15 protein-coding genes are annotated in these 13360 nt (G+C 33.3%); all 15 read left to right on the top strand.

The genetic code is table 11. The features are described 5' to 3' along the window. Positions 1 to 131 precede the first annotated feature (131 nt). The 15 genes from BN358_RS14355 (at position 132) to BN358_RS14285 (ending at position 13271) form a co-directional block, all read left to right on the top strand. Positions 132 to 923, top strand: a complete 792-nt coding sequence (locus BN358_RS14355; protein WP_019227070.1) for a TlyA family RNA methyltransferase — start codon at positions 132 to 134, stop codon at positions 921 to 923. Between the two features lie 19 nt (positions 924 to 942). Continuing rightward, a complete protein-coding gene (locus BN358_RS14350) occupies positions 943 to 1395 on the top strand; it encodes an arginine repressor (RefSeq protein ID WP_019227069.1) in 453 nt (150 codons plus the stop codon). A 10-nt stretch (positions 1396 to 1405) separates the two neighbouring features. Further along, on the top strand, positions 1406 to 3073 hold the full coding sequence (gene recN, locus BN358_RS14345) for a DNA repair protein RecN (RefSeq protein WP_019227068.1): 1668 nt from the start codon (positions 1406 to 1408) through the stop codon (positions 3071 to 3073). Positions 3074 to 3196: 123 nt separating this feature from the next. Then, positions 3197 to 4279 (top strand): SpoIVB peptidase, encoded by a 1083-nt coding sequence (gene spoIVB / locus BN358_RS14340; RefSeq protein WP_019227067.1) that lies wholly within the window; start codon positions 3197 to 3199, stop codon positions 4277 to 4279. A 186-nt stretch (positions 4280 to 4465) separates the two neighbouring features. Continuing rightward, the gene (spo0A, locus tag BN358_RS14335) at positions 4466 to 5260 is read left to right on the top strand and encodes a sporulation transcription factor Spo0A (protein ID WP_019227066.1); all 795 of its coding nucleotides are present in this window, start codon (positions 4466 to 4468) and stop codon (positions 5258 to 5260) included. Positions 5261 to 5447: 187 nt separating this feature from the next. Continuing rightward, positions 5448 to 5975: an NUDIX hydrolase gene (locus BN358_RS14330; protein ID WP_019227064.1), complete on the top strand. Its 528-nt coding sequence runs from the start codon at positions 5448 to 5450 to the stop codon at positions 5973 to 5975. Between the two features lie 60 nt (positions 5976 to 6035). Beyond that, positions 6036 to 6611 carry a hypothetical protein gene (locus tag BN358_RS14325; RefSeq protein WP_019227063.1) on the top strand — a complete coding sequence of 192 codons (576 nt, stop codon included), beginning with the start codon at positions 6036 to 6038 and terminating at the stop codon, positions 6609 to 6611. A 4-nt stretch (positions 6612 to 6615) separates the two neighbouring features. Continuing rightward, positions 6616 to 7491, top strand: coding sequence for a tyrosine-type recombinase/integrase (locus tag BN358_RS14320; protein ID WP_019227062.1), 876 nt, complete (start codon positions 6616 to 6618; stop codon positions 7489 to 7491). A gap of 76 nt (positions 7492 to 7567) precedes the next feature. Further along, positions 7568 to 8740: a phosphopentomutase gene (locus tag BN358_RS14315; protein ID WP_019227061.1), complete on the top strand. Its 1173-nt coding sequence runs from the start codon at positions 7568 to 7570 to the stop codon at positions 8738 to 8740. A 223-nt stretch (positions 8741 to 8963) separates the two neighbouring features. Beyond that, the gene (locus tag BN358_RS14310; protein ID WP_019227060.1) at positions 8964 to 10121 is read left to right on the top strand and encodes a D-alanyl-D-alanine carboxypeptidase family protein; all 1158 of its coding nucleotides are present in this window, start codon (positions 8964 to 8966) and stop codon (positions 10119 to 10121) included. 12 nt (positions 10122 to 10133) lie between these two features. Next, positions 10134 to 10853, top strand: coding sequence for a ScpA family protein (locus BN358_RS14305; protein WP_019227059.1), 720 nt, complete (start codon positions 10134 to 10136; stop codon positions 10851 to 10853). 8 nt (positions 10854 to 10861) lie between these two features. Continuing rightward, on the top strand, positions 10862 to 11392 hold the full coding sequence (gene scpB, locus BN358_RS14300; RefSeq protein ID WP_019227058.1) for an SMC-Scp complex subunit ScpB: 531 nt from the start codon (positions 10862 to 10864) through the stop codon (positions 11390 to 11392). 66 nt (positions 11393 to 11458) lie between these two features. Further along, a complete protein-coding gene (locus BN358_RS14295) occupies positions 11459 to 11809 on the top strand; it encodes a hypothetical protein (protein WP_019227057.1) in 351 nt (116 codons plus the stop codon). Between the two features lie 60 nt (positions 11810 to 11869). Then, the gene (locus tag BN358_RS14290) at positions 11870 to 12250 is read left to right on the top strand and encodes a hypothetical protein (protein ID WP_019227056.1); all 381 of its coding nucleotides are present in this window, start codon (positions 11870 to 11872) and stop codon (positions 12248 to 12250) included. Continuing rightward, entirely contained in the window at positions 12240 to 13271 is a 1032-nt protein-coding gene (locus BN358_RS14285) for a D-alanyl-D-alanine carboxypeptidase family protein (RefSeq protein ID WP_019227055.1), read from the top strand. The genes BN358_RS14290 and BN358_RS14285 overlap by 11 nt, the downstream gene beginning before the upstream one ends. Positions 13272 to 13360: the final 89 nt, after the last annotated feature.

The raw sequence follows: 13360 nt of genomic DNA, 5'->3' as shown, positions 1-13360 counted from the left end.
TGAATAAAATGTAAATATTATTAAAAATATTAATTGATATTTATTAATCACTATGCTATAATTTTATTGAATTGTTCCTATATTTGTTTTTTTTTGCAGAATAATTATGTAAAGTGATGGAAGGGTATTTAATGGAAGAATATAGGCTTGATGTATATCTGCACAACAAAGGTTATGCAAGCAGCCGCGAAAGGGCTAAACAGCTCATTCAAGAAAGTTGTGTGTATGTCAATGACAAGTTGGCAGAAAAGCCTTCAATTAAGGTTACAGACGAAGATTTAATAAAAGTAAACAATATTTTCAGCTATGTAGGACGAGGGGCAGACAAACTTAAAAAAGCTGCAGAGTTTTTTAAAATTGATTTCGAAGGAATGACAGCAGTTGACATTGGTGCTTCCACCGGAGGTTTTACCGACTATCTGTTAAAACATGGAGCAAAAAAAGTATATGCCGTGGACGTTGGTCATGACCAGCTTCATGAATCATTAAAAAATGACAAAAGAGTTATCAACATGGAAGATACAAACATCAGATATGCTGATGCATCAGTGTTTGCTGAACCAATTGATATTGTTACTGTTGATGTGTCTTTTATATCTTTAAATTTAATTTTACCTAAAATTGTCGAAATCGGTCACGATAATACGAAAATTGTTGTGTTGATAAAACCACAGTTTGAAGCTGGAAGAGAAAACATAGGAAAAAATGGAATTGTCAAGGACAAGAAAGTCCATTTGATGGTTTTAAACAACATAGAAAAGTACTTGAGCAACAATGATTTACATTTAGAAAGCATTACCTATTCTCCCATAAAAGGCGGAGACGGAAATATTGAATACCTTGCTTTAATAAGCAAACACAAAAGGGATAAAAAAGCAATCAATTTCAAAGACTTAATAAAAGAAGCTTTTGAAATATTATAAAAAATTTATGAGGTGACAAATGAAAAAGTATACCAGACAATCAAAAATTCTTGAGCTTATTTCAAAGAGAGAAGTTGAAACTCAGGAAGAACTTGCCGAAGGTTTGAAAGCCATGGGCATTGACGTAACACAAGCCACTATTTCCAGAGATATTAAGGAATTAAGACTTGTTAAGGTTATGTCAAAAAACGGAAAATACAAATATGCTACAATCGGACAAAGCCAGGAAGGCATCACTGACAGACTGTACAAAATTTTCGAAAACTCCGTTGTTTCAATTGACAATGCCATGAACGTAGTTGTTATTAAGACAATACCCGGAGCTGCACAAATATGCGCATCTGCCATTGATTACATGGGCGTTGACGAAATTGTAGGCACATTGGCAGGAGATGACACAGTATTTGTTGCAATCAGATCCTTAGAAAGTGTTGAATATGTGCTTCAGGAATTTAAAAAGAATATAAGATAATGGTGATAATATGCTGATAAGTTTAAACATCAGCAATTTTGCTGTGTTTGAAAATGAAACTATTAACTTTGAAAACGGATTTAATGTTTTCACTGGAGAAACAGGTTCCGGTAAATCAGTTTTAATTGAAGCTTTGTCTCTTATATTAGGAGAAAGATCTTCTAAAGACTTAATAAGAAAAGGTAAGAAAAGTGCACTGATTGAAGCAATTTTTGACATATCAGGAAATAAATATCTCGAAGAGTTTTTAGAAAGCAACAACATTGAAATAAGCCAGGAAGATTATCTTATAATTTCAAGAGAATTACTTGAAAACGGAAAAAGCATAAATAAGATCAATACAAGAACAGTACCTCTTAATATGTTAAAAGAAGTTGGGAAGTACCTAATAGACATATACGGACAGTTCGGCCATGAAAGTTTATTTAAAAAAGAAAATCACATAATTCTTCTTGATAGTCTTGTTCAAAGGGAATTGAGCCCATTATTTGAGGTATATTCAAGTCTGTATTCAGAGCACAGCAAAAAATGCCGTGAAATCGAAACAATAAAAGATAAGCTTGAAAACAAGGATCTTAAAATTGAGCAGCTCAACTATGAAATCAATGAAATTGAAGAGGCCGATTTGAAGGCAGAAGAAGAGGATGAACTTCTGAAGGAAATTAAAAAGCTTTCAAATGTACAGGAAATAAAAGGTTCTCTTTATGAGGCAAATAAAATTTTAAGTGCCAGTGCCGGCATGAATAACGTTTACAGTCTACTGAACAAAATCAAAAGCTATGATGAAAAGCTGGAAAGTTTTCTTTCAAGGCTTGAAATAATACTTGAAGAACAGCAGTTTTTTGCTCATGACATAAGGGATTATTCAGAAAAGCTTGATCTTGATGAAAGCAAGCTTAATTTCATTGAAAATAGAATGTCTCTCATAAGCAGGCTCAAAAGGAAGTACGGTTATTCTATTGATAAAATAATTGAATACAAAAATTCTTCACAGGAAGAATTAAACATACTTACTGAAGCAGAAACAAAACTAAGCATGTTGGTAAAAGAAAAAGACATACTATATAAAGACTTAAAAAAATGCGCAGAAGAAATTTCAAAAATAAGAAAAAATGCAGCTTCAATGCTTGAAAAACAAATACTGAAGGAACTGGACGACCTTAACATGAAAAACATTAAGTTTAAGGTTGATACACAAAAAAGAAATTCTTTTGCAGCTGACGGCATTGACCAAGTGGAGTTTTTAATATCCACAAATGTGGGAAGCGATTTAAATTCCGTTCAGAAAGTTGTATCAGGAGGAGAAGCCTCACGAATAATGCTTGCATTCAAAAAAATTACAAGCGATATTGAAAGTGATCAAACCATGATTTTTGATGAAATTGATTCAGGCATCAGCGGGAAGACTTCTCAGATGTCAGGTATAAAAATGAATTACATTTCTGCTAAGCATCAGGTTATTTGCGTTACACATTCACCGCAAATTGCATCAATTTCAAAAAATCATTTTTTCATTGAAAAAAAAGTTGTTGGAGATAATACTTACAGCACTGTAAGAAAGCTTGATGAAGAAAATAAAATTTATGAAATCGCAAGACTTTTAAGCGGCATGAAGATTACAGACAAATCTCTTAACAATGCCAAAGAACTCATAGAATCCAACAACAATATTCAATAATTTAACGAATTTTTCTCCTGCAGTTAAACCTTTAAGTATGATTTCATAAATATTAACTCTAAACTATAGAATAAATTAATAGCCACATGGAGAAATTAAGGATAAAACTTTAAGGAGAGCAAGATGAAAAATTTCGCTAGAAGAGTTTTATTCTTTATTTTTTTTATTGCTTCGCTTCTGACAGCTGTTTATCTCGGATTTGATCTTAAGACACATCCATATGTATTAACAAAACTCGAGACAGTATCAGAAACAGAAGGTAAGTATGTAATTCCAGGAGGGCAGACAATAGGTGTTGAATTAAAAACAGAAGGAGTATTGGTTGTAGGCCTGGCTGATATAGTAAATACTGAAAATTTATCAACATCACCTGCAAAACTTGCAGGAGTTCAATTGGGTGATAAAATTTTAGAAATAGACTCTCTTCGAATTGGAAACACCGACGACATACTTAATTACACAGCAATTGAAGGAGTAAAAAATTACGACTTCAAAATTGAAAGAGCAGGTAAATTAATGAATGTAGACGTAACTCCTGTTCAAATATACAACAGCGATGAAATAAAGTTTGGTTTTTGGGCAAGAGATGACATTGCAGGAATAGGAACAGTAACATTTATTGATCCCGACACTGGTAAATTCAGCGCCATAGGACATGGAATTTCCGATTCTGACACAGGCACACTCATTGATATTGAAACAGGTACAATTTCCAAGGCAAACATAACAAGCATTAAACTTGGAAAAAAGGGAGAACCAGGTGAAATTATAGGTTATATCTTAAAGAATGAAACCAGCCTTGGTACTGTTGAAAACAACACGGATTTTGGAATATACGGCAAAATAAATGAAAAAAGCATGGGTTATTTCAGCAAAGATTTAATTGAAGTAGGTAAAAAGGAAGAATTGAAACTTGGTCCAGCAAAAATCTATTCTTGTGTCAACAATGAAATACAGGTTTATGATATTGAAATTACAAAAATCTTTTACCAGAACAAACCAGATGAAAAAAGCTTTGTGATTAAAATTGTGGATCAGGATTTGCTTGAACTAACAAACGGAATAATACAAGGGATGAGCGGATGCCCCATCATTCAAAACAACAAAATTGTTGGAGCTGTAACTCATGTGTTCATGAACGACCCTACTAAAGGATACGGAATATATATAGAGTGGATTTTTGATGAAATTTACAATACACATTAAAAAAATATTATTTTTGGTATATTTTGTAAAAATGTAATATAATTAGAGTAAAGAGACTGAAAAACAATGTTTTATAGGGTTTTAGAAAAATTTATAAATTATTAAAAATATTTTAAAAAAAGGGTTTTTAGTTTTCCTGCGTATATTGATATGAGAAATATATTTTAGATCAGGGGGATTTACTAAATGTTAAAAAAAGTTAGAGTTGTAATTGCCGATGACAACAAGGAATTCAGATTGATATTAAAGGATTTCTTAATCAGCAAAAATGTATTTGATGTGGTTGAAATGGCAGATGACGGATTAAAAGCTCTTGAGGCAGTTGAAAAGTATGAGCCTGACATCCTGATTCTGGATATTATAATGCCACATCTTGATGGACTGGGTGTATTGGAGAAACTTCACAAAAAAGAATTGAAGAAGTTTCCGAAGGTTATCATTTTATCAGCAGTAGGTCATGACAAGGTTACTCAAAGAGCAATTAACATGGGTGTTGAGTATTACATTGTCAAACCATTTAATTTTGAATCTTTTGCAGACAGACTGATTCAGATTTCTGAACTGGAAACTTCAAAAGTTCAAAATAAGAGCAAAGAAATAGCATATAATGAGAAAGTGAACGAAGAACTGAGTCTTGAAGTGAAGATCACTGAAATTCTCCATGAAGTTGGAGTTCCTGCTCACATAAAGGGGTACCAGTACTTAAGGACATCCATAATTGATGTAGTTAATAATGTCGAACTTCTAGGAGCAATCACAAAAGAACTGTATCCTATGATAGCTCAGAAATACACCACTACTCCAAGCAGAGTTGAACGTGCTATAAGGCATGCAATTGAAGTGGCATGGACAAGAGGAAAAATTGAAACAATAAATAACATTTTCGGCTACACAATTCATAATAACAAGGGTAAACCAACTAATTCAGAATTTATTGCCATGATAGCCAACAAGCTTCGTCTTGAGCAAAAAGTTTCTTAAATTAGCAACAGATTTTTGGAATTATAATAATTTTTCTTTGCTCCTTGTCCATGGCAAGGAGTTATGTGTATTTCATAATTGGGCTTGACAAAAACCCTTATAATTATTACAATTAAGCGAACATCAAAAAATTTTGCAAATAAAATTGGAAAATTAGGTAAATTGCAAGAATTTGCAGGAGGCAATTTTGAATACTGAAATTACAGTAAAAAGTGAAAAGATTTTTGAAGGCAGAATGATTAATTTAAGAGTGGATACTGTCGAGCTGGAAAATCAGAAATATGCAAAAAGAGAAATTGTTGAACATAAAAGCGCATCAGCTATTGTTGCAATAAACGATAAAAATGAAATGCTTTTAGTAAGACAATACAGAAAAGCAATCGAAGATTTCATTTATGAAGTTCCGGCAGGAATAATGAACATTGCCGAAGAACCTGATGAATGTGCATTGAGAGAACTAAAAGAAGAAACGGGATATGAAGCAGACATAATAAATTCTATTTTTGAATTTTATACATCCCCTGGTTTCACCAATGAAAAAATATACTTGTTCAAGGCTGAAAACTTGACTTTCACATCAACAAAATTTGATGAAGATGAGTTTATTGAAACAATAGCTGTAAGCAAGGAAGAAGCTAAAAAAATGGTGGAAACAGGAAGAATAAATGACAGTAAGACATTAATAGCAATGCTTTACTGGATTAATGAAAATTAAAAATGAGAATTAAACCTTCTGTACAAGCATATATTGTAAAAAGAGCAGGAGGTTTTTTTTATGAACAATACACTGAAGAAACTGGTTAGATCGGAAAACAAAAGACTCTTATATTTAACAATAATTTTAATCATTTCCCTAATATTATCAGCACTTATTTACATATTAACAGGATCAAAAGCAGCAATAAGCATAAACTACGAAAGCATAAGCAAAATGTTGTTTATGGAAGTTTTTATTATGACCTTGAAACGAAATTTAATATATTTTATAGCAATAATTCTTCTAACATGCATGGGTCAGGGCAAAATCATAAACTTATTGTTTATTCTTATAAGCATTTATTACGGCTTATCTATCATCTATCTTATCCGAACTCTCAACATGGACGTGAAATATTTCGTTCTTAACTTCACGGATTACTTTGTGTTTTTTCCCATACTTTTTTATTTCACATTTGTTTCAAGCACCATATCCAAATATACAAAAAAGACAAAAAACATAGAGACTATTTCCCATAAATTTGATATAATTATAAATAGTTATATAAAACTTTCTTTAATATACATATTATTTGTAGTTGCATACAGCTTCGTCTATAGTTATTATATATTGATATTAAGCAGATTGTGGTGAGATAATGGAAAACAGCATTGAAAATTATAAACATTACCTGAATTTAAAACGACTGAGCCCAAATACAGTGAGCTCATATATTTATGATATTAACAGTTTCAAGGATTATTTAAACGATAATTACAATCTTGATATTACAAAAACCAGAAAAGCTCAGATATTGACATACTTGGTTAATCTGCAAAAACAGGGCAAAAGTTCTTCTACTATATCAAGGACTATTTCTGCATTGAAAAACTTTTTTGAATTTCTGAAAAAGGAAAAGTACATAGAGGACAACCCTGCCACAAGCATTCACAGCCCAAAACAAATCAAAAAAATACCGTCTGTGCTGTCTGAGGATGAAGTGAGTCAGCTAATGAAAATTGCTGATATAACCACATTCAAAGGAAGCCGTGACAGTGCCATACTTGAACTGTTGTATTCATCTGGAATAAAGGTTACAGAACTCATTAACATAAAAATCAGCCATATAAACTTAAATGCGGGCATAATAAACATAGAAGGATCTAAGGAAAGAATTGTTCCATTGAGCCAATATGCGAAAAATGCAATCACAAACTATTTGAACAACTTCAGAAACACACGCTGCAAGGACCATATTGACTTTTTGTTTGTGAACATAGACGGAGAACCAATTTCAAGACAGGGAATATGGAAAATACTTAAATTTTACGAAAAAAAAGCAAATCTTACAAATGAGCTTTCACCGCAGATATTAAGGAATTCTTTTGCTGTCCATCTTTTGTCTCACGGTGCGGATTTAGGAACTGTACAGGAGCTTATGGGTCTGTCTAGTTTTGCAGCTGCACAGAATTATTTGGGAAGTGTAGAATTTAAATCATTGGAAGTGTTTAAAAAGACATTTCCGAGAGTATAATATATGTATAAAATGTATAAATGAAACTTTCTTATTTCATAAGGACATTTATAATAGCAATATGAAGGAGAAGAATATGATAAAAAGAGCAGTATTGATAGTACTAGACAGCGTCGGTATCGGTGAACTGCCTGATGCGGCAGATTACGGCGATGTTGGCAGCAACACAATTAAAAATATTTATATGAATGTTGAAAATTTTTCCCTGCCTAATTTGGAAAAAATGGGGCTTTTAAATATAGTCGGAAACGAAGACATAAATAAGAACCACAAGTTCACTGGCACGGTTGCAAAATGCAACGAAAAGTCAAAGGGCAAGGATACAACTACAGGACACTGGGAAATCAGCGGCCTGGTTCTTAAACATCCATTTCCAACGTATCCTAAGGGGTTTCCGGATGATTTCATAAAAGAATTTGAAGAAAAAGTTGGAAGAAAGACTATTGGAAATTATCCTGCTTCAGGAACAGAAATAATAAAAGAACTTGGTAAAGAACATGTGGATACAGGAAATCTCATTGTTTACACATCTGCAGATTCTGTTTTTCAGATTGCAGCTCACGAAGATGTTGTTCCTCTTGATGAACTATACAAAATATGTGAAACAGCAAGAGCTCTTCTTCAGGGTGAACACGGAGTAGGAAGGGTAATAGCAAGACCATTCACAGGAACTGAAGGAAATTATACAAGAACAGGCAACAGAAAAGATTTTTCTCTGATTCCTCCGCATGATACAATGCTTGATTACATCAAAAACAGCGGCAGGGAAGTATATGCAATAGGTAAAATTGAAGACATATTTGTGAACAAAGGAATTACAAGATCAAATCATACCAAGAACAACAAAGAAGGAATAGAAGCTACAATTTCAGCTCTGAAAGAAGATTTTGAAGGACTGATATTCACGAACCTTGTTGACTTTGACATGATTTACGGACACAGAAATGACGTTGAAGGATATGCGCAGGCTCTTAAATATTTTGATGATAAACTTCTGGAAATAACAGCAAATCTTAAGGACGATGACGTTCTTATTATTACTGCTGACCACGGCTGCGATCCTACAACGGAAAGCACTGACCATTCCAGGGAATATATTCCGCTTCTTGTGTTCGGAAAAAATATAAAGGAAAATAACAACCTTGGAATTGTTGACTCATATGCATCTATTGGAAAGACAATACTTGATATTTTTAAAATAGAAAATCATATAGAAGGAACAAGTTTTCTGGGAAATATATTGAGTTGATTTTCCAGGAAATAGACTAAATTACAACATTTTCGACAAAATACAAGTATTTTGTTTAATTAATAAACAAATTGTAATTAATATGGAAGCAGAAGTTTTTAAAAGAGATGTAATCATGCTGTTTCTTCATTGATAATTTCAAAAAATTCATCTATGAATGCAGTACAATTGTATATATGAGCTAAATATGGTTATTATAAATCATAAAAAGGAGGTACTTTTTATGAAGAAATTTATAGCCATATTTTTTTTGATGCTTTTAGCGGCAAATACTGCTGTTATTCCGGTGTACGGTCTTGAAGCAGGCAGTCTTCAATCTCGTTCAGCAGTGCTTATAAATGCCGATGACGGTCAGGTATTGTTTGAAAAAAACATGAGTGACAAGATGGCACCAGCAAGCATAACAAAAATAATGCTTTTGCTTTTAATTTCAGAAAAAATGGATAATGGTGAAATAAAATTAGAACAGGAACTTACAATTTCTGAAAACGCAGCGGGCATGGGAGGCAGCCAGATTTATCTTGAAGCCTATGAAACACAGACAGTGGAAAATATGCTTAAGGCTATATCCATGCGTTCGGCAAACGACGCTTCAGTGGCCATGGCTGAATTCATGTACGGTTCTGTTGAAGGATGCGTTAAGGCGATGAATGACAGAGCAAAGGAACTTGGAATGAACAACACACATTTTGTGAATGTAACAGGATTACCTGAGCCAGAACATCTGACAACTGCATATGATATTGCATTAATGACAAAAGAGTTACTGAAGTATGATTATGTAAACGAATATATGCTTACATGGATGGATTCAGTATACGTTGGAAAAGAAAAGGATTCAGAACAGGTTCTTGTAAACACAAACAGGTTAATAAACAACTATGAAGGTCTTTTAGCAGGCAAGACCGGATTTACAAATGAAGCAAAATACTGCCTTTCTGCAGCAGCCAAAAGAAACGACACAACTCTAATTGCAGTTGTTCTGGGCAGCGACACAACAAAAATAAGGTTTGCTGAAATTCAAAAGATTCTTAACGAAGGATTTGCAAATTACAAAAACATCATATTCCATTCAAAGGGTGATGTTATCAGAACTTCACCTGTATACTGCGGCGAAAATGATGATTTTAACGTTGTGAGCGAAGAAAATATCTACTATTTTACAGAAAGTAATTGCAAGGCTGAAGATTTTAATTTAGAATATGTATTAGAAGAAAATTTAAAAGCTCCTTTAAGCAAAGATATTGCCATAGGAAAAGCAGTCTTGTACAAAGATGGTAAAATGTTGGGCGAGTACAAACTGTATCCTGAGAAAGACATTGAAAAGGAAAACTTTTTTAAATTTTATCTAAATAATGTGTTAGAGAACATAATAAGATAACAGAGGTTAAAAATGGAATATTCTGTAAACATCAACGTGTTTCAAGGCCCTTTCGATTTATTGTACCACCTTATTGAGAAAAAGGAAATCGACATATACGATATCCCCATAGCTGAAATAACAGATCAATACATCGAATATCTTGAACAAATGATGCAGTTTAACATGAATGTGGCCAGCGAATTTATTTTAATGGCATCTACTCTCATTGAAATAAAATCACAGATGTTGCTGCCTCAAAAGGAAAAGAGTGAGGACCCCAGGCAGGAACTTGTCAACAAACTTTTGGAATACAAGTTGTTTAAGGATGTTTCAGAAACTCTTAAAAAATATGAAGATGAAAGCAGTTACTATTTTTCAAAGCCAAAGGAAGAACTGGCCCTCACTTCAGATGTGAAGGTAGAACAGCTTTCATTGAATGAAATAAACATTTATGAGCTGTACAATGTATTTTTGTCGCTTATAAAAAATCAAAACATAAAAATAGTTACAGAGGACACTTTCAAGGTCTACAGGGAAAATTACAGCGTGAAAGACTGTGTTGACGAACTGCTGAAAAAGTTAAAATTATCAGGCCGTGTGTCTCTGTTTTCAACATTCAGAGAAAAACAGCAGATTACAAAGGAATATGTCATTACAACTTTCCTGGCAGTGCTGGAAATTTCAAACAAACAAGGAATGAAAATATATCAAGACAATACATACAGCGACATCATAATAATCGCTGCATAGGAGAAATAATGAATATTAAAAGTGTGTTAGAAAGCCTTCTTTTTGCATGGGGCGAACCGTTGAACATCAATGAAATTTCAAGAATACTGGATATGTCCACCGGCAATGTTAACCATATACTGGAAGAAATGATGATTTCATTCAACCAAGATACAGACAGAGGCCTGGTAATACAAAAATTCGGCAATTCGTATCAGATAACAACAAAAAAAGAAAATTATGACTTTATTCAAAGCCTTCTTCAGACAACAGTAAACAAGAGCCTTTCAACAGCAGCTATGGAAACATTGTCCATAATTGCTTACAAGCAGCCTGTTACAAAAGTAGAAATCGAGCTTATTCGAGGAGTCAAATGCTCAAACGTAATCAAAGGACTTCTTGATAAAAACCTTATAAAGGAAGTTGGCAGACTTGACAAACCTGGAAGACCTGCCATTTATTCCACAACTGATGAGTTTTTAAGGCATTTTGGATTAAATTCAATTAACGAACTTCCTGCACTGAAAATAGAAACAGAAGAGGAGAAAAAAGCAACGTAGGACGTTGCTTTTATTTTTAATATGGGAATATGGATAATTTTGTTAACAGTCGGGGGACTTTTATTTGTGTATTTCAACGTTAAAATATGGTGCAAACTAAATGTTGCATCGTCTTTTGTATGCCTGAACATATACATGATACTTTTCAGAAAAAAACATTACATTTACAAAAAAGTATTTTACTCGGTTTTTGCAGAAAAAATACTATCAAGGTACAAAAGAACAAAATCAGTAAAGAAGGTTAAAGCACATTTTGATTACATTCATTATGTAAGAAAGTATGCGAGAAAAATCATGAAGGCATTCATAATAAAGAACATATCTTTATATCCCGAGATTCGTGATGATTCTTCAACATTTGCACTGGAATTTGTTGTAGTGAACAATATTTTAAAAAAATCTCTGCTTAACGAATAATGTTTATTTCTCCTTTTTTAGGGCATACTGTATTAAAATGAAAACAGAAAGGGGATAAAAATGAGCAACGACATAGAAAGCATCATTAAAACAACTTTAGACAACATCAACAATCTTACTGAGAACGAAAAACTCATAAGCAGCAAGATAAATTATGACAACACAAACTATCTTGCTATTTCAAAACTAAACATGAATTTCGTAATTGGCGGAAGTGACATTGACAAAAAATTCCGTTCAGTGGATTTGAAACCTTTTGCCGGAGCAGCATATGTAAATTTGCAGTTAAATCCGCAAGTTCTCATATATGAATCGCCAAACAAAGATGTAAGGACCATCAACATCAATAATGAAACAACATCTACAGATTTGACATCGTCCATTATGAACATCATGACATTCATTAAAGATGTAAGGGAGAAAAAGGAAAGTGAAATATAGATATAAAGTCTTTGTTTTAATTTTTGCTTTTTCATTGATTGCCTGTAAGACAGTCCAAGCAATTCCTTCTTCGGCAGCTAGGTCCTACATAGTCATTGATGCTGATTCCGGAAGGATTATTGGCTCAAGAAATGCAGATGAGAAACTTCCCATTGCCAGCACCACAAAAATAATGACAACTATTTTATCAATAGAAAACTCAGGTAATCTTGAAAGAAAAATCGAAGTTCCAGCCTCATGCACCGGAATTGAAGGTTCAAGCCTTTATCTTAGGCCAAGGCAGATGGTTTCCATAATGGATTTGCTGTACGGAACAATGCTTCGTTCAGGCAATGACGCAGCTGAAACACTGGCTACATTTGCAGGAAGAAACAGCACTGAAGGATTTGTCGCCATGATGAATGACAAGGCTGCTGAAATCGGTGCATACAATACCAACTTCGTTAATCCAAGCGGTCTTCATGATGACAACCACTATTCAACGGCTTATGATTTGGCAATTATAAGCCAGTATGCAATGAAAAACAATTTGTTCAAACAAATAGCTTCTTCGGTGAAGTATTCGGCAAAAAGCCTGAATACAACTCTGTACAATAAAAATAAAGTTGTTTATCAGTACCAGTACGGAAGCGGCATTAAAATAGGATACACAAAAGCTGCAGGCAGATGCCTTGTAGCTTCGGCAGAAAAAGAAGGCACTGAAATAATTGTTGTTGTTTTAGATGACCAATACTGGTTCAACGACAGCTATGCCATGTTTGACTGGGTATTTGAAAATTACAAGAGCTATCAAATAGTGGAAAAGGGACAGTATGCAGGAAAAGCTCCTGATGGAAAACCGGTATTCATAAATGACACTTTCTGCTATCTCCTCACAGAAGAAGAAAAAAAAGAAATACGCTTTGAAACTGATATTACAGTTCCGTTTTTGTTAAGTGGCATGGATATCCTATCATGCGGAACATACAGCATTTACCTGGGAGATGAAGTAATACACACAGGAAATCTTTACTCCAATTAAGAATTAATAATTAAGAGTTAAGAATTATTAGATTAAAATTTAGGCATAGCCTAAATTTTTTTTCCTTTAATTCTTAATTCTTCACTCTT

The sequence above is a fragment of the Sedimentibacter sp. B4 genome (assembly GCF_000309315.1).
Taxonomy (GTDB): domain Bacteria; phylum Bacillota; class Clostridia; order Tissierellales; family Sedimentibacteraceae; genus Sedimentibacter; species Sedimentibacter saalensis.
The sequence above is the reverse complement of the archived record's forward strand: the minus strand, read 5'-3'. Positions and strand labels throughout refer to the sequence as shown.

Excerpts from the sequence above, each read along its gene's own strand:
- BN358_RS14355 (WP_019227070.1), top strand. The coding sequence starts at position 132 with ATGGAAGAATATAGGCTTGATGTATATCTGCACAACAAAGGTTATGCA.
- BN358_RS14350 (WP_019227069.1), top strand. The coding sequence starts at position 943 with ATGAAAAAGTATACCAGACAATCAAAAATTCTTGAGCTTATTTCAAAG.
- recN (WP_019227068.1), top strand. The coding sequence starts at position 1,406 with ATGCTGATAAGTTTAAACATCAGCAATTTTGCTGTGTTTGAAAATGAA.
- spoIVB (WP_019227067.1), top strand. The coding sequence starts at position 3,197 with ATGAAAAATTTCGCTAGAAGAGTTTTATTCTTTATTTTTTTTATTGCT.
- spo0A (WP_019227066.1), top strand. The coding sequence starts at position 4,466 with ATGTTAAAAAAAGTTAGAGTTGTAATTGCCGATGACAACAAGGAATTC.
- BN358_RS14325 (WP_019227063.1), top strand. The coding sequence starts at position 6,036 with ATGAACAATACACTGAAGAAACTGGTTAGATCGGAAAACAAAAGACTC.
- BN358_RS14320 (WP_019227062.1), top strand. The coding sequence starts at position 6,616 with ATGGAAAACAGCATTGAAAATTATAAACATTACCTGAATTTAAAACGA.
- BN358_RS14315 (WP_019227061.1), top strand. The coding sequence starts at position 7,568 with ATGATAAAAAGAGCAGTATTGATAGTACTAGACAGCGTCGGTATCGGT.
- BN358_RS14310 (WP_019227060.1), top strand. The coding sequence starts at position 8,964 with ATGAAGAAATTTATAGCCATATTTTTTTTGATGCTTTTAGCGGCAAAT.
- BN358_RS14305 (WP_019227059.1), top strand. The coding sequence starts at position 10,134 with ATGGAATATTCTGTAAACATCAACGTGTTTCAAGGCCCTTTCGATTTA.
- scpB (WP_019227058.1), top strand. The coding sequence starts at position 10,862 with ATGAATATTAAAAGTGTGTTAGAAAGCCTTCTTTTTGCATGGGGCGAA.
- BN358_RS14290 (WP_019227056.1), top strand. The coding sequence starts at position 11,870 with ATGAGCAACGACATAGAAAGCATCATTAAAACAACTTTAGACAACATC.